This is a genomic window from Pseudomonas sp. CIP-10, assembly GCF_020911845.1.
Classification (GTDB): Bacteria; Pseudomonadota; Gammaproteobacteria; order Pseudomonadales; family Pseudomonadaceae; genus Aquipseudomonas; species Aquipseudomonas alloputida.
Genome location: NZ_CP087160.1, coordinates 1,470,937 through 1,487,733, shown reverse-complemented (window position 1 = coordinate 1,487,733; position 16,797 = coordinate 1,470,937). Strand labels below are relative to the sequence as shown.

Annotated in this window: 14 protein-coding genes; 9 read left to right on the top strand and 5 right to left on the bottom strand. The window is 63.3% G+C overall.

The genetic code is table 11. The annotated features are described in order from the left end of the window. Positions 1-45: 45 nt before the first annotated feature. Positions 46-1,683, bottom strand: coding sequence for a phosphoethanolamine transferase (locus LMH93_RS06715; RefSeq protein ID WP_060539146.1), 1,638 nt, complete (start codon positions 1,681-1,683; stop codon positions 46-48). A gap of 252 nt (positions 1,684-1,935) precedes the next feature. On the opposite strand from LMH93_RS06715, the gene LMH93_RS06710 reads away from it, so the two are divergent. Beyond that, positions 1,936-2,172: a YdcH family protein gene (locus LMH93_RS06710; protein ID WP_003254689.1), complete on the top strand. Its 237-nt coding sequence runs from the start codon at positions 1,936-1,938 to the stop codon at positions 2,170-2,172. A gap of 212 nt (positions 2,173-2,384) precedes the next feature. Here the strand turns inward: LMH93_RS06710 and LMH93_RS06705 are convergent, their stop codons facing one another. Next, on the bottom strand, positions 2,385-3,566 hold the full coding sequence (locus tag LMH93_RS06705; protein WP_012051500.1) for a trans-sulfuration enzyme family protein: 1,182 nt from the start codon (positions 3,564-3,566) through the stop codon (positions 2,385-2,387). A gap of 92 nt (positions 3,567-3,658) precedes the next feature. On the opposite strand from LMH93_RS06705, the gene LMH93_RS06700 reads away from it, so the two are divergent. Then, positions 3,659-4,120, top strand: coding sequence for an Lrp/AsnC family transcriptional regulator (locus tag LMH93_RS06700; protein WP_003254691.1), 462 nt, complete (start codon positions 3,659-3,661; stop codon positions 4,118-4,120). Between the two features lie 109 nt (positions 4,121-4,229). Here LMH93_RS06700 and LMH93_RS06695 read toward each other — a convergent pair whose 3' ends face one another. Then, complete coding sequence (locus tag LMH93_RS06695) at positions 4,230-6,560, bottom strand: FdhF/YdeP family oxidoreductase (protein ID WP_230064945.1); 2,331 nt, start codon at positions 6,558-6,560, stop codon at positions 4,230-4,232. 222 nt (positions 6,561-6,782) lie between these two features. On the opposite strand from LMH93_RS06695, the gene moaA reads away from it, so the two are divergent. Then, a complete protein-coding gene (gene moaA / locus LMH93_RS06690; protein WP_230064944.1) occupies positions 6,783-7,787 on the top strand; it encodes a GTP 3',8-cyclase MoaA in 1,005 nt (334 codons plus the stop codon). Between the two features lie 20 nt (positions 7,788-7,807). Further along, a complete protein-coding gene (locus tag LMH93_RS06685) occupies positions 7,808-8,707 on the top strand; it encodes a bestrophin family protein (protein ID WP_230064943.1) in 900 nt (299 codons plus the stop codon). A gap of 86 nt (positions 8,708-8,793) precedes the next feature. On the opposite strand, the gene moaB is transcribed toward LMH93_RS06685, so the two are convergent. Beyond that, positions 8,794-9,333 (bottom strand): molybdenum cofactor biosynthesis protein B, encoded by a 540-nt coding sequence (gene moaB / locus LMH93_RS06680; protein ID WP_012051495.1) that lies wholly within the window; start codon positions 9,331-9,333, stop codon positions 8,794-8,796. Positions 9,334-9,474: 141 nt separating this feature from the next. On the opposite strand from moaB, the gene LMH93_RS06675 reads away from it, so the two are divergent. Next, positions 9,475-10,362: a LysR family transcriptional regulator gene (locus LMH93_RS06675; RefSeq protein WP_070095968.1), complete on the top strand. Its 888-nt coding sequence runs from the start codon at positions 9,475-9,477 to the stop codon at positions 10,360-10,362. Here LMH93_RS06675 and LMH93_RS06670 read toward each other — a convergent pair. Continuing rightward, entirely contained in the window at positions 10,350-11,132 is a 783-nt protein-coding gene (locus LMH93_RS06670; RefSeq protein WP_003254703.1) for an AraC family transcriptional regulator, read from the bottom strand. The genes LMH93_RS06675 and LMH93_RS06670 overlap by 13 nt on opposite strands. Positions 11,133-11,509: 377 nt before the next feature. Here LMH93_RS06670 and LMH93_RS06665 point away from each other — a divergent pair, with 377 nt between their 5' ends. The 4 genes from LMH93_RS06665 (at position 11,510) to LMH93_RS06650 (ending at position 16,797) form a co-directional block, all read left to right on the top strand. Next, the gene (locus LMH93_RS06665) at positions 11,510-13,123 is read left to right on the top strand and encodes an APC family permease (protein WP_100774589.1); all 1,614 of its coding nucleotides are present in this window, start codon (positions 11,510-11,512) and stop codon (positions 13,121-13,123) included. Between the two features lie 23 nt (positions 13,124-13,146). Continuing rightward, entirely contained in the window at positions 13,147-14,073 is a 927-nt protein-coding gene (locus LMH93_RS06660) for a 4-hydroxyproline epimerase (RefSeq protein ID WP_003254707.1), read from the top strand. Between the two features lie 46 nt (positions 14,074-14,119). Then, entirely contained in the window at positions 14,120-15,067 is a 948-nt protein-coding gene (locus LMH93_RS06655) for a dihydrodipicolinate synthase family protein (protein ID WP_003254709.1), read from the top strand. 152 nt (positions 15,068-15,219) lie between these two features. Then, on the top strand, positions 15,220-16,797 hold the full coding sequence (locus tag LMH93_RS06650) for an aldehyde dehydrogenase (NADP(+)) (protein ID WP_108190689.1): 1,578 nt from the start codon (positions 15,220-15,222) through the stop codon (positions 16,795-16,797).

Sequence of the window (16,797 nt, the reverse complement as noted above, 5' to 3'; positions counted from 1 at the left end):
CGCTCCCACAGGGATCGCCCAAGCTTGCATGAAACGCGACTGGCTTCAGCGCTTGGCCGCCAGCCAGGGCCGGCAACTGGCGAACATGTCCAGCGACTGTTGGTAGAGCTCGGTATGCACCTGCAACAGGCCAAGCATCGAGTGGAACAGGTTGTCCTGGGACAGCGGGGCATCGCTGAGCCGTGCCAGGCAGTCGGTATCGACGCCGAAGTCCTCCTTGTAGCTGTCGGAGAACCAGGTCAGCAGCGGCACGTGCTTCTGCGGCTCGGGAGCGATGGCGTAGGGCGTGCCGTGCAGGAACAGGTTGTACTCGCCCAGCGACTCGCCGTGGTCGGACAGGTAGATCATCGCCGTGTCGACCTTGTCTTGCTTGCTGCGCAGGGTATCGATCAGCGAGGCCAGCACCTTGTCGGTATAGGCCAGGGTGTTGTCGTATCCGTTGATGATTTGCTCCTTGCTGCACTGGTTCAACGCGTTGCTCTGGCACACCGGTGTGAAGCGCTCGCCATCACTGGGGTAGCGCTTGAAGTACTCGGGGCCGTGGCTGCCCATCTGGTGCAGCACCAGCACGGTGTCCTTGTCGAGGTTGTCGATCAACGCGTCCAGGCCTTGCAGCAGGATCTGGTCATGGCATTCGCCATTGGCGCACAGCTGCGGATCATTGAGGTTGCTGACGTCGATGAACTGAACGCGGTCGCAGGTGCCTTTGCAGCCCGACTGGTTGTCACGCCACTGCACGGCCAGGCCGGCACGCTGGAGGATGTCCAACAGCCCTTCGCGGTTCTTCGCTACGCGGGCATCGTAATCCCTGCGCTTCATGCCCGAGAACATGCAAGGCACCGAAACCGCCGTTTCCGTACCACACGAGTGCACGTCGGAAAACGCCAGCAGGCCTTGCTCTTTGGCGAGATTGGGCGTGGTATCGCGGTCATAGCCCAGCACGCCGAAATGGTCTGCCCGGGCACTTTCCCCGACCACCAGCACGGTCAGCGACTTGCGCTCATGTTTTTGCCAGGCCGCATCACGCTTGGCATCTTCGCCATAATGCTGGAACGGGCGCGAAGCCGTACCGACACGCTCGCTGACATAACCAATGGAGGCCCCGACGATATTGCTGGGGGTGAGCATCAGGCGCAATTCATGGTGATTGCGAAACAGCGACGACAGCCCTTGATAATTGACCAACGCTACCGAGCCAATGGTCACCACACAGGCACCACTGACCAGCAACTTGCCCAGCAGCTCGCGGTGCCACGGGCGGTAGGCGATTTGCGCCTTCCACAGCAGCACCGATGGCAGCACACCCAGCAGCAGGATATACGCGGCAAACTTGAACGACATCAAGTCGCGCACTTCCGCAACATTGGTCTCGGCCATATTGCGGAACATGGCGGCGTCAATAAGTACGCCGTACTGGTTCATGAAGTAAGCCACGCCCGCGCCACTCATGAACAACACGATAAGTACCGGCTTCAATACATACCGGAAAGCAAATAACGTGAGTATGAGATTGAAGGCGAAGAGCATCAGCACAGCAAACGCCAGACTCAGCCACAACCCCGACAGGCCGGCAGGAACCGCCGCTTGCAGGTGCTCCCAGAGGAACATGTTGAAGCCGATCAGCAGGTAAAGACTGGCCAGCAGCGTGACCCATTCAGTCCGCAGGGATTTGAAGTTGAGCATCAGCGTTCGCAATCAAGAGTGATTATCACCCCCAGGCCAGATGGCACTGTGGGAAAGTTGGGCGAACTCTAGAAAGCACGTCATCAATTTTTCGTGAAAAACTCGGTAACAATTTCGTGAGGGCGCGTCTTTTACCAATTATCTCTAAACCATTCAGCTGCCATTCAGCCTGAACCGCCGTCACAAGCCTGCGCAAAGACAGCTATCCTCAATGGTCAGGACCTTACCGACAACCCTGACAGAGGTGAAGAAATGCCAGTTCCGCACGATCTGCTCGCTGACCTGCACGTTACCGCTGATGCATTCCAGGCACTCATAGAGAAGGATCAGGACCTGCACAAACTGCACAAGGAGTACAACGCCAAGGACAAGGAGGTGGTAGCCGCCGAAGGCAACGGCACCAACGACGAGGCCGTTAACCGCCTGCGCAAGGAAAGGTTGCTGATCAAGGACAAGATCGAACGGATCATTCATCCGCCCAAATCCTGACAGGCATTTATTGAATCCACCGGCCTCTTCGCGGGCAAGCCCGCTCCTACACCGATGTGCAGACCGTCGTAGGAGCGGGTTCACCCGCGAAAGGGCCGGGCCTGCTGGCCAGTATCCCTGGCCGGTCACCGTTGCCGTCGCCTCCGTATTCGCGGGTAAACCCGCTCCTACCACCAGCAGGAGCGGGCGAGCCCGCGAAGAGGCCTGCAGCCCTACACAGCAACCAGCGCTTTCAACGCCCCATCCAGGTCCTCGACCAGGTCACGGTAATCCTCGATACCTACCGACAACCGCAGCAGGTTCTCGCTGATCCCCATCACCCCTTTCTGCTCTGGGCTCAGCGAGCAGTGCGACATGCTCCAGGAATGGTTGATCATGCTTTCCACCCCACCCAGCGAGTCGGCCAGGACAAAGATCTGCAGCGCCTCCACCAGGCGGTTGAGCGCGGCGCGGTCGCCTTTCACTTTCATCGCCACCACTGCCCCGCCACTGCGCATCTGGCGTTTGCACAGCTCATGCTGAGGGTGGCTTTCCAGCCCTGGGTAATACACCTGCTCGACCTGCGCGTGACCTTCCAGGAAGCGCGCCACCTGCAGGGCATTGGCGCACTGGCGCTCCATGCGCACATCCAGGGTCTTCAGACCGCGCAGGGCCAGGTAGCAGTCGAACGGCCCCTGCACCGCCCCTATCGCCATGCTGATACGGCGCAGGCGCGCCAGCAACGCATCATTGGCCGCCACCACCACACCGCCGGTGAGGTCGGAGTGGCCACCGATGTACTTGCTGGCCGAGTGCATCACCAGGTCCACACCCAGGGTGATCGGACGCTGGTTCCACGGCGAGCAGAAGGTGTTGTCGATGCAGGTGAGGATGCCCTTGGCCTTGGCCAGGTCGCACACCGCCTTGATGTCGACCAGGTGCAGCAACGGGTTGGTCGGCGACTCGATCCAGATCAGCTGGGTTTCCGGCTTGATCGCAGCCGCTACGGCTTCAAGGTCGTTGAGATCGACATAGGTGGTGGTCAGCCCCGAGGTGCGGCTGCGGTAATCTTCCATGATGCGGAACGTGCCACCGTACACGCCGTTCATCACCACCACGTGGGCATCCTTGGGCAGCAGCTCAAGCACGGTTGCGGTGGCATTGACCCCCGAGGCGCAGGCCACAGCGCCCACGCCTTCTTCCAAGGCAGCGACACAGGTTTCGTAGGCATGCCGGGTGGGGTTGCCGACGCGGCTGTAGGAATATTCCGGCTTATCGTCCAGGCTGCGCTTGGTGAACGAACTGGCGGTGACGATGGCCGGAAAAATGGCGTTATCGGCAACGCTGAACTGCTCGCCGGCGTGAATGGTACGGGTGGCGAAATTGCGCGGCTTGTCGGACATGGTCAGGCCCATTGGCAGAATGAAAGCTGCAACTATCGCACAACCCAAATCATCTGGCCTTGGGGTAATCTGTGAAATATTTTTCTGCACGGCCAGCGCGCGATATGGACAGTTTCGACCAGCACATTCTTACCCTGCTACAGCGTGATGCCTCGATCTCGCTGAAGGACCTGGCCGAGGCCGTCAACCTGTCCACCACACCGTGCTGGAAGCGGGTCAAGCGCCTGGAGGAAGACGGCTACATCCTCGGCCGCGTCGCCCTGCTGGACCCCGAACGGCTAGGCTTGGGGCTTACCGTGTTCGTCCAGCTCAAGACCCAGCGCCACGACAGCGCATGGCTGGAGCAGTTTGCTGCGACGGTGACCGGGTTCGAGGAAGTGATGGAGTGCTACCGCATGTCCGGGGACTGGGACTACATGCTGCGGGTGGTGGTGGGTGATATTGCGGCGTATGACCGGTTCTACAAAAAGCTGATTACCCGTACCGATGGGTTGTCGAACATCACGTCCAGTTTTGCCATGGAGCAGATGAAGTACACCACGGCTTACCCGGTGCATCGCGCCTGACCGGTGCTGGATTCTTCGCGGGCAACCTCACAGGATCACCTCAACCTCAAGCGCTGTGGGGTCCCGTAGGAGCGGGTTCACCCGCGAAGAGGCCAGCACAGGCACCCCATCAATCCGAGGCCAACACCGCCGCAATGCGGTTCCCCGCCTTGGCCTTTTCGACCTTGATCGCCACGAATTTCGAGGTCGGGGTATAGGTCCCCTCACCATAACTTTCCAGCGGTACCAACGGGTTGGTTTCCGGATAATACGCCGCCGCCTGCCCCTCAGGCACGTCATACGCCACCAGGCGGAACCCGGACACCCGCCGCTCCACGCCATCCTCCCACAACGACACAAGGTCTACCTGCTCACCCGGTTCGAAGCCCAGGCGACGGATGTCCGCCTCATTGACGAACACCACCTCACGCAGGCCGAACACCCCACGGTAACGGTCGTCCAGGCCATACAGGGTGGTGTTGTACTGGTCGTGCGAACGCAGGGTCTGCAAAATCAGGTCGGGCTTGTCACCACGGGCCAGTACCTTGGCGTTGACCAGTTCCTCGGGCAGCGCGTGGGGCATGAAGCGGGCTTTGCCCGTGGCCGTGCGGAAGTTGCGATCGGCGGCATTGTTGCCAAGGTGGAACCCGCCGGGGCTGTTCAAGCGTTCATTGAAACCGGTAAAGCCCGGAATCACGTCAGCGATCATGTCGCGAATGCGGTTGTAATCCGCCACCGCGTGCTCCCAGTCGATCGGCTGGTTGCCCAGCGTGGCCTTGGCCATGCCGGCAATGATCCACGGTTCCGAGCGCATATGCGGCGAGCGCGGGCGCAACTGGCCGTTGGAGATGTGCACCATGCTGAAGGTGTCCTCCACGGTCACGCCTTGCGGCCCTTCGGCCTGCAGGTCGATTTCGGTACGGCCCAGGCACGGCAGGATCAGCGCATCGCGGCCGGTGACCAGGTGCGAGCGGTTGAGCTTGGTGGAAATCTGCACGGTCAACGCGCAGTTCTGCAGCGCCGCGTGGGTGCGCGCGGTGTCCGGGGTGGCTTGGGCAAAGTTGCCGCCCAGGCCAATGAACACCTTGGCCCGCCCCTCTTCCATAGCCTTGATCGCCAACACTGCGTTGTGCCCATGGGTACGCGGCACACTGAACTGGAAACGTTGTTCGATGGCATCGAGTAGCGCCGCCGAGGGTTTCTCGTCAATGCCCATGGTACGGTCACCCTGCACGTTACTGTGGCCACGCACCGGCGACAGGCCTGCGCCGGGTTTGCCGACGTTGCCGCGCAGCAGCTGCAGGTTGACGATTTCCTGCACGGTCGGCACCGAATGGCGGTGCTGGGTGACGCCCATGGCCCAGCACATGATGACCCGCTCGGCCTTGCGGTACATGCGGGCGGCCAGCTCGATCTCGGCCAGGGTCAAGCCCGACTGTTTGACGATGTGCTCCCAGGACGTGGCGTCCACCGCCGCCAGGTAATCGTCGACGCCGCTGGTGTGCTCGGCGATGAAGGCATGGTCGAACACCGCCGGCTCGCCCTTGGCCTGCGCCTCGCGCTCCCATTGCAACAAGTACTTGGCAATACCGCGCATTGCCGCCATGTCCCCACCCAAGGCCGGGCGGAAGTAGGCGCTGGAGGTCGGCTCGGAGCCGTTGCTGAGCATTTCGAACGGGTGCTGCGGGTGCTGGAAGCGCTCAAGGCCACGCTCTTTCAGCGGGTTGAAGCAGACGACCTGGGCGCCACGCTTGACCGCTTCGCGCAGGGGTTCGAGCATGCGCGGGTGGTTGGTGCCGGGGTTCTGCCCGATGACGAATATCGCGTCGGCCAGCTCCAGATCGTGGAACACCACGGTGCCCTTGCCCACCCCGAGGGTTTCCGACATGCCCGCGCCGCTGGCTTCGTGGCACATGTTCGAGCAATCCGGGAAGTTGTTGGTGCCGTAGGCACGCACGAACAGCTGGTAAAGGAACGCCGCTTCGTTGCTGGCCCGGCCCGAGGTGTAGAATTCGGCTTCATCCGGCGACTGCAGCGCACGCAGGTGCCTGGCGACCAGCTCGAAGGCCTCCTGCCAGGTGGTTTCGACATAGTGGTCGGTGGCGGCGTCGTAGCGCATCGGGTGGGTGAGGCGGCCCTGGTATTCAAGCCAGTAGTCGGTCTGCTCCTTCAGCGCGCTGACGCTGTATTGGGCGAAGAAAGCCGGGTCGACCGAGCGGCCGGTGGCTTCCCAGTTGACCGCCTTGGCGCCGTTTTCGCAGAACTTGACCATGTCGCTTTCCGGCGACTCGCCCCAGGCACAGCCGGGGCAGTCGAAACCGCCGTTCTGGTTGGTCTTGAGCATGGCCCGCAGGTTCTTGAAGGCGTTGTCGCTGCCCAGCCAGCTCTTGGTCACGCTTTTGAGCGCCCCCCAGCCGGCAGCGGCGCCCTTGTAGTCCCTGATGTGTTCGTCCTGGCTCATGCGATGAATCCTCACGCTTCGATGCTTTTTTCCAGCCTATGGAGCGTGGGAAGGAGCGTCCAATCGAAAGATCTTACGGCGTGATAAGCGGTTTCGATCATGGCTGCCAGAGGCTGTCCCAGGCGATAGAGGCCATCGATCAACCGGTCAGGCAAAGCAATTTGACGGCCTTGCGGCCAGGTTATAGCTTGGAGTCATGTCCCAACCCATTCGAGTGCGAACGTGGAACAGAACAGCCGGGCCCTGATCGACGGCTTCAACCGGAAAATCGACTACCTGCGGATGTCGGTCACCGACCGCTGTGACTTCCGTTGCGTGTACTGCATGGCCGAAGACATGCAGTTTCTGCCGCGCCAGCAAATCCTCAGCCTCGAAGAACTGTTCCAGGTGGCCGAACGCTTCGTCGCGCTGGGCACCCGAAAGATCCGCCTGACGGGTGGCGAGCCACTGGTACGCCAGGGCATCGTCGACCTGTGCGGGCGCATCGCCGCCCTGCCCGGCCTGCGCGAGCTGTGCCTGACCAGCAACGGCTCGCAACTCGGGCGCCTGGCTCAGCCGCTGTTCGACGCCGGGGTGACACGCCTGAACATCAGCCTGGATAGCCTGGATGCCGACCGTTTCAAGCAGCTGACCCGCACCGGCGACCTAGCCCAGGTAATCGCCGGCATCGACGCCGCACGCCAGGCCGGTTTCAAACGCACCAAGCTCAACTGCGTGGTACTCAAAGGCCGCAACGACCATGAACTGGTCGATCTGGTGCGCTTTGCCATCGAACGCGAGCTGGACATCACCTTCATCGAGGAAATGCCGCTGGGGGTGATAAGCGAGCATGAACGTGGCGAATCGTTCTGCTCCAGCGATGAAGTACGGGCACGCCTGGCCGAGCAGTTCACGCTGGTCGAATCGACCGAGTCGTCCATGGGGCCGGCCCGCTACTGGCGCCTGGCCGAAGCCGTGAACACCCGGGTCGGCTTCATTTCCCCGCACAGCCACAACTTCTGCGCCACCTGCAACCGCGTGCGCCTCACCGTCGAAGGCCGCCTGCTGCTGTGCCTGGGCAACGAACACTCGGTAGACCTCAAGCACGTGCTGCGCGCCCACCCGGGCAACCCCGAACGCCTGGAAAAGGCCATTCGCGACTCGCTGCACCTCAAGCCCTATCGCCATCATTTCGAAGTCGGTGGCGATGTGCAGATCCTGCGCTTCATGAACATGACCGGCGGCTGAGCAGCCGTCTCTGGATTTCCATGATCGTCCCACTCTCCACCGATGTATTGCGCGTGCTGTTCACCCTCAAGGGGTCGATCGTCAAACGCATTGCCCTGCGTTGCCTGATGGTGACACTGCTGGCCGCGCTGATCGTGCTGGTCGAGCGGCATTTCCCGACGTATTTCTACCCGGTCAGCGCCACGCCATTCACCTTGCTGGGCCTGTCGCTGTCGATCTTCATGAGCTTTCGAAACAATGCGTGCTACGACCGTTGGTGGGAGGGGCGCAAGGCCTGGGGCAAACTGATTATCGAAACCCGCTCGTTCGTGCGGGAAAGCGTGGCGATTACCGACGAAACACTGCGCGCCGAACTGCTGCGCAACCTGTGTGGTTTCGCCCATGCACTCAATGCCCGGCTGCGTAACGAGGACGAACGGGAAGCTGCCAGGCCGTGGCTGGCCAGGGCCGATGCGATCAGCCCGCACAATGTGTGCGACGGCATCCTGCGTGAAATCGGCGAACACTGTTCACGGTTGGCCGCACAGCAACAGATCAGCGAATGGCGCTACAACCTGCTGGAGCAGCGCCTGGTGGGCCTGACCGAAGTGCAGGCCACCTGTGAGCGGATCAAGGGCACACCCTTGCCGTTCCCCTACACGCTGCTGCTGCACCGTACTATCTACATTTTCTGCCTGCTGCTGCCGTTTGCCCTGGCCGAGCCACTGGGCTGGCTGGCACCGCTGTTCACCACCATCGTGGGGTACACGTTCTTCGGGCTGGATGCGATCGGCAACGAGCTGGAAGACCCGTTCGGGCGCGATGAGAACGATCTGCCGACCGATGCCATGGTGCGGACTGTGGAGCGCGATGTGCTGGCCGGGCTGGGGGAACAGCAGCTGCCTCCCGCCTTGTTGCCGGTGGGGTATGTGTTGAGCTGACCGGGGGTGGTTGCCTGTTCTGGCCTCTTCGCGGGTAAAACCGCTCCTACGAGGGACAGCACAGGGCCCGCCCCCCCCGGTAACCCTCAGCCCCGGCTTGCGCAGGCCTCGATCGGCAACAGGTGTTTGACGAAGTTACATGGCCGGTGCCGTGCATCCAGCTGCTCGGCCAGAATCCCTTCCCAGGCGGTGCGGCAGGCCCCGGTCGAGCCCGGCAGGCAGCACACCAACGTGCGGTTGGACAAACCGGCCAACGCCCGGCTCTGCACGGTCGAGCTGCCAATATCGAGAATCGACAATGCCCGGAACAACTCGCCAAACCCATCGATACGCTTGTCCAGCAGGCACTCGACCGCTTCCGGTGTGCTGTCGCGCCCGGTAAAGCCGGTACCGCCGGTGATCAGCACTACCTGCACCTGTTCATCGGCAATCCAGCTGGCCACCTGAGCGCGGATCTTGTACAGGTCGTCCTTGAGCAGCGCTCGCGCCACCAGCCGGTGACCGACCTCGACCGAGCGGTTGGCCAGCAGCGCGCCGGAAGTATCGTTGTCGTAGGTACGGGTGTCGCTGACAGTCAGCACGGCGATGTTCAGCGGTACGAAGACCGCATCAAGTTGGACGCGCACGGTGAAGCTCCTTGAAGGGTATTTTCACCACGCTAGAGGCATACCCCCAGAGGCGTCCAATCGATATGACGTACCGGCCGATCAATGACATCTATCGCAGACGTGGGTTAAGGTCTGCATAACCAGACGCCAGGCACTTCCATGGACATCAAGCAGCTCAAGTTCCTCATCGCCCTCGACCAGACCCGCCACTTCGGCCAGGCGGCGGCGCTGTGCCATATCACCCAACCGACGCTGTCCATGCGCCTGCGCAACCTGGAAGACGAACTGGACCTGGTGCTGGTCAAGCGGGGCCAGCGCTTCGAAGGTTTCACCGAGGCCGGCGAGCGCATCCTGGCCTGGGCCCGTACCCTGCTCGCCGCCCATGACGGCCTGCAGGCCGAGGCTGCCAGTTGCCGTGGCCAAGTGGTCGGCAGCCTGCGCCTGGGCACGGTGCCGCTGGCCAGTTTCAACCCCATGCACCTGCTGCTGCCCCTGCGCGAAAAATACCCCGAACTGCACTTTCAGCTCAGCTCGCTGAGTTCGGAACAGGTCATCGACGGCCTCAGCCGCAACCAGCTCGACCTGGGTATCTGCTACCTGGACCAGGTCAACACCAGCTTCTTCGAAGTGATCGAACTCGGCACCACCACCATGGGCCTGCTGCACGATACACGGCACTTTCAGTTCGCCAGCGACCGGCTGCGCTGGGAGGAGCTTGGCGATATTCCGCTGGGGCTGCTGAGCAAAGGCATGCACTACCGCCAGTCGCTGGACCTGAGCTTCCGCAGCCGTGGTCTGGAGCCCAATGCGGTGCTTGAGAGCGACTCGAGCTTCCAGCTTATCCAGGCCATCAACACCGGCATATGTTGCGCGATCATGCCACTGGACTGCGGCCTGGAAGACCTCAGCGAGCACCTGCGCATCGTACCGGTGGCCGACGCCGCCATCCACAGCCCGGTCGGCCTGCTGCTGCGCCGCAGCGAGCCGCGCTCGGCGATTGCCGAGCAATGCTTTGCCGAGGCCCGGGGGTTGTTTCAGGCCACCTGATCGGCGGTAGCCTGGCGATACTGGCGTGGCGTAAAGCCGGTCAGTTGCTTGAACTGGCGGCTGAAGGCGCTGTGGTCGGTGTAGCCGCAGCGCATCGCCACTTCAGTGATCGGCAGCTCCGAATGCAGCAGGCGATGGGCATGCTCCAGGCGCGCCTTGTGGATCATCTGCCGGGGCGTGAGGTGGAACACCCGCTTGCAATAGCGCTCCAGCTGGGCCACGGAGATACCGGCGATGCGGGTTAGCTCGCCCATGCTGATCGGCTGGTGAAAATGCTGGCGAATGTGCTCGTCCACAGCAGCCAGGCGCTGGTAAGCGGGGTGGCTGTCGGCGGCTGACTGCAGGTCGACCGAAATACCAACCAGGCCGATGATCTCGCCCGCCTGGTTGTACAGCGGGCGCTTGTGGGTCAGGCACCAGCCGGGTTCACGGCTGCCGTACAGGTGCAGCTCCAGTTGGTCCTCCAGCACCATCCCTTCCTTGAGCACCCGGCGGTCCTGCTCGGTGTACCCAGGGCCCAGCTGTGCCGGGAACACTTCGGCGCTGGTCTTGCCCAGCAGCGGTTGCAAGCGCTTGAGGCCGCAGCGCTGGACCAAGGTGTTGTTGGCCAGCACGTAGCGGGCGGCCGGGTCCTTGATGAAGATTGCGGCGTTGGGGATGGCGTCGAGCATCGGCAGCAACAGCGATACACCGGCGAGCAGGGCCTCGAGGGTGGCGGGGCGGTGCTGGTCGAGAGACTGGTAGAGGGTTGCCAGGGGGGCGTCGGTCATCTGTCGGTTCTCTGCTGGCTGGGCCGGCCTCTTCGCGGGTGAACCCGCTCCTACAGGGCCCCCACAGATTTTGAATTCTGCGCCGTACCTGCAGGAGCGGGTTCACCCGCGAAAGGGCCGGCACTAGCAATGCATCTCTCAAACCCTTATCCGGTATGGCTTTGAGCCTATCCCCCCGCTTTGCGCCTTACCACTGTTTTTCTGCAACTGTGCCGATTTCGTCATCCCCCTTGCAGAAAACCATCAAGAACCGCCGCCCCGACCGGTTCACTCTATGCCCCACGCAAGCCGCCCAAGTCCTACAAGAGCGCGGCCCAAAAAGCCGCATCTCGTGACATCAGACCTGCCTATCCAATAACCAACAAAAAGGCGAACCCATGTCAGGCAAATTCAAAAAACAGTTATCACTGCTGGACCTCACCTTCATCGGCCTAGGGGCCATTTTCGGCTCCGGCTGGCTGTTCGCCGCCAGCCACGTGTCGGCCATCGCCGGCCCGGCCGGCATCCTCTCCTGGTTTCTCGGCGGGTTCGCCGTACTGCTGCTGGGTATCGTCTACTGCGAGCTGGGCGCCGCCCTGCCACGTGCCGGCGGCGTGGTGCGCTACCCGGTTTACTCGCACGGCCCACTGCTCGGTTACCTGATGGGTTTCATCACCCTGATCGCCTTTTCCAGCCTGATCGCCATCGAAGTGGTCGCCTCACGCCAATACGCCGCCGCCTGGTTCCCCGGGCTGACCAAGGCCGGCTCCAGCGACCCAACCGTGCTCGGCTGGCTGGTGCAGTTCGCCCTGTTGGGGCTGTTCTTCTTCCTCAACTACCGCAGCGTGAAAACCTTCGCCAAGGCCAACAACCTGGTCAGCGTGTTCAAGTTCATCGTGCCGCTGCTGGTGATCGGCGTGCTGTTCACCTTCTTCAAGCCAGAAAACTTCGAGGTCCAGGGCTTTGCCCCGTTCGGCCTGTCCGGGGTGGAAATGGCCGTATCCGCCGGCGGCATCATCTTCGCCTACCTGGGCCTGACGCCGATCATTTCGGTGGCCAGCGAGGTCAAGAACCCGCAGCGCACCATCCCGATTGCGCTGATTCTTTCGGTGTTGCTGTCCACCGCGATCTACGCTTTGCTGCAACTGGCCTTCCTCGGCAGCGTGCCGACCGAAATGTTGGCCAACGGCTGGGCCAGCGTGACCAAGGAACTGGCCCTGCCCTACCGTGACATCGCCCTGGCGCTGGGTGTGGGCTGGCTGGCCTACCTGGTGGTGGCCGACGCTGTGATCTCGCCAAGCGGCTGCGGCAACATCTACATGAACGCCACCCCGCGCGTGATCTATGGCTGGGCGCAGACCGGCACCTTCTTCAAGTACTTCACCCGCATCGATGCAGAGTCCGGCATCCCGCGCCCGGCCCTGTGGCTGACATTTGGCCTGTCGGTGTTCTGGACCCTGCCCTTCCCGTCGTGGGAAGCGCTGATCAACGTGGTATCCGCCGCTCTGGTACTGAGCTACGCCGTGGCCCCGGTCAGTGTTGCCGCCCTGCGCCGCAATGCACCACACATGCCGCGCCCGTTCCGGGTCAAGGGCATGGCTGTGCTCGGCCCGCTGTCGTTCATCATCGCCGCGCTGATCGTGTACTGGTCGGGCTGGAACACCGTGTCGTGGCTGCTGGCCCTGCAGATCGTGATGTTCGTGCTGTACCTGCTGTGCAGCCGTTTCGTACCCACCCAGCACCTGTCGCTGGCCCAGCAAGTTCGCTCGTCGGCCTGGCTGATCGGCTTCTACGCGGTGACCATCCTGCTGTCGTGGCTGGGCAGCTTCGGCGGCCTGGGCGTCATCGGCCACCCATTCGACACCGTGGTCGTGGCGGCCTGCGCGCTGGGCATCTACTACTGGGGCGCGGCCACTGGCGTGCCTGCCCACCTGGTGCGCCTGGAAGGCGAGGACGAAAGCGAAGCCTGCGCTGAAACCTATACCGGCCGCCCTGCTGCCGTCGCTTCCTGATCTTTTACGCAAGGGACAAGCCCATGAAACAGATTCACGTCATCGACTCCCACACTGGCGGCGAACCAACCCGCCTGGTGATGAAGGGCTTTCCGCAACTGCACGGCCGCAGCATGGCCGAACAGCGCGACGAACTGCGCGAGCTGCACGACCGGTGGCGCCGCGCCTGCCTGCTGGAGCCACGCGGCAACGATGTGCTGGTTGGCGCACTGTACTGCCCGCCAGTGTCGGCCGACGCCACCTGCGGGGTGATCTTCTTCAACAACGCCGGTTACCTGAACATGTGCGGCCACGGCACCATCGGCCTGGTCGCCTCGCTACAGCACCTGGGCCTGATCGCACCGGGTGTGCACAAGATCGACACCCCGGTCGGCCAGGTCAGCGCCACCCTGCATGACGACGGCGCCATCACCATCGGCAACGTGCCCTCCTACCGCTACCGGCAACAGGTTGCGGTGGACGTGCCCGGCCATGGCGTGGTGCACGGCGACATCGCCTGGGGCGGCAACTGGTTCTTCCTCGTTGCCGAACACGGCCAGCGCATCGAGCTGGATAACCGCGAGGTGTTGACCGAGTACACCTGGGCCATGCTCAAGGCGCTCGAAGCCCAAGGCATCACCGGCGAAAACGGCGCGCCCATCGACCATGTCGAGCTGTTCGCCGACGACGCCAACGCCGACAGCCGCAACTTCGTGATGTGCCCCGGCAAGGCCTACGACCGCTCCCCATGCGGCACAGGCACCAGCGCCAAGCTGGCCTGCCTGGCCGCCGACGGCACGCTTGCCGAAGGCCAGACCTGGGTGCAGGCCAGCATCACCGGCAGCCAGTTTCACGGCCGTTACGAGCGTGACGGCGAGCGTATTCGACCGTTCATCACCGGCCGCGCCCACATGACCGCCGACAGCACCCTGCTGATCGACGAACAGGACCCGTTCGCCTGGGGCATCTGAGCCCCCGGCTTTTTGACCAAACCCAATTTCGCCAGGAGTAACAACAATGACCAACAACATTTTCACCGGCACCATGCCCGCCCTGATGACCCCATGCACCGCCGAGCGCAAGCCGGACTTCGACGCCTTGGTGCGCAAGGGCCGCGAACTGATCGAAGCCGGCATGAGCGCGGTGGTGTACTGCGGCTCGATGGGTGACTGGCCGCTGCTGACCGAGGCCGAGCGCCAGGAAGGCGTGGCGCGCCTGGTGGCGGCCGGTATCCCGACCATCGTCGGCACGGGCGCAGTCAACACCCGTGAGGCAGTGTCGCATGCCGCCCACGCCGCCAAGGTCGGTGCCGCCGGCCTGATGGTCATCCCTCGCGTGCTCAGCCGCGGCGCCTCGCTGATCGCCCAGAAGCATCACTTCTCGGCCATCCTGGCTGCCGCACCGAAACTGCCGGCGGTGATCTACAACAGCCCTTACTACGGCTTTGCCACCCGCGCCGACCTGTTCTTCGAACTGCGTAGCGCGTTCCCCAACCTGATCGGCTTCAAGGAGTTCGGCGGTGGCGCCGACCTGCGCTACGCCGCCGAGCACATCACCTCCAAGGATGACGATGTCACCCTGATGGTCGGTGTCGACACCCAGGTGGTGCATGGCTTCGTCAACTGCAACGCCACCGGCGCCATCACCGGCATCGGCAATGCGCTGCCGCGCGAAGTGCTGCAACTGGTGAGCCTGAGCAAACAGGCCGCCAAAGGCGACGCCCGGGCCCGGCGCCTGGCGCGCGAGCTGGAAGCGGCGCTGGCGGTACTGTCGTCGTTCGATGAAGGCTGCGACCTGGTGTTGTATTACAAGCACTTGATGGTGCTCAACGGCGACACCGAGTACAGCCTGCACTTCAACGAGACCGACGTACTGACCGACGCTCAGCGCAACTATGCCGAACAGCAGTACGCGCTGTTCCGCAGCTGGTATGCCAGCTGGTCGGCCGAGCAGAACATCGCCTGAGCTGCCACTGCTCCCACTGTGGGAGCGGGCGTGCCCGCGAATCAGGCGACCCGGTGCATGGCACCGGCTTCGCCGGTGTTCGCGGGTGAACCCGCTCCTACAGGGGTCGTAATCCCCCCCATGCATCTGCATTAGATATCCAAGGAGGCTACATGCCCCTCACAGGCAACCTGCTGATCGGCCAGAGGCCGGTAACCGGCAGCCGCGACGCCATCCGTGCCATCGACCCAGCCACCGGTCAGACGTTGGAGCCGGCCTACCTCGGCGGCACCGGCGAACACGTGGCCCAGGCCTGCGCGCTGGCCTGGGCGGCATTCGACACCTACCGCGAAACCTCGCTCGAACAACGAGCAGACTTCCTTGAAGCCATCGCCACACAGATCGAGGCCCTCGGCGATGCCCTGATCGACCGCGCCGTGGCCGAAACCGGTCTGCCCAAGGCACGCATTCAGGGCGAGCGTGGTCGTACCTGCACCCAGCTACGCACCTTTGCCCGTGTAGTGCGGGCCGGCGAATGGCTGGACGTGCGGGTCGACAGCGCCCTGCCTGAGCGCCAGCCCCTTCCCCGCGCTGATTTGCGCCAGCGCCAGGTGGCCCTGGGGCCAGTCGCCGTGTTCGGCGCCAGCAATTTCCCGCTGGCCTTCTCGGTGGCCGGTGGTGACACCGCGTCGGCATTGGCCGCTGGCTGCCCCGTGGTGGTCAAGGCCCACAGTGCCCATCCCGGCACCAGTGAGCTGGTCGGCCAGGCAGTGGCGCAAGCAGTGAAGCAGTGCGCGTTACCGAACGGTGTGTTCTCGCTGCTTTATGGCTCGGGCCGTGAAGTGGGCATTGCCCTGGTCAGCGACCCGCGTATCAAGGCCGTTGGTTTCACCGGCTCGCGCAGCGGTGGCATGGCGCTGTGCCAAGCCGCCCAGGCGCGCCCGGAGCCCATCCCGGTGTATGCAGAAATGAGTTCGATCAACCCGGTGTTCCTGTTCGACGCCGCCCTGCAAGCCCGTGCCGAAGCACTGGCACAAGGTTTCGTCGCCTCGCTGACCCAGGGCGCCGGCCAGTTCTGCACCAACCCTGGCCTGGTAATCGCCCGGCAGGGGCCGGCCCTGCAGCGGTTCATCACTGCAGCCGCCGGTTACGTGCAGCAGGCCCCCGCCCAAACCATGCTCACCCCCGGCATTTTCAGTGCCTACCAGGCCGGTATCGCAGCCCTGGCAGACAACCCCTGTGCCCAAACCATCGCCAGTGGCCAAACCGATCAGGGCCCCAACCAGTGCCAGGCACAGTTGTTCGTGACCCAGGCCGAAGCGTTTCTCGCCGACCCGGCGTTGCAGGCTGAAGTGTTCGGTGCAGCGTCGCTGGTCGTTGCCTGCACCGACGCTGAGCAGGTCCGCCAGGTAGCCGAACACCTGGAAGGTCAGCTGACCGCCACCCTGCAACTGGACGAGGCCGACATCGAAAGCGCTCGCGCCCTGCTCCCCACCCTTGAGCGCAAGGCCGGGCGCATTCTGGTCAATGGCTGGCCGACGGGCGTCGAGGTGTGCGATGCCATGGTCCACGGCGGGCCGTTCCCGGCCACTTCCGATGCCCGCACCACCTCGGTGGGCACCGCGGCGATCCTGCGTTTCCTGCGCCCGGTTTGCTATCAGGACTTCCCCGATGCGCTGCTGCCGCAGGCATTGAAACACGGCAACCCGCTGCAACTGCGGCGCCTGCTAGATGGCAAACGGGAAGGCTGA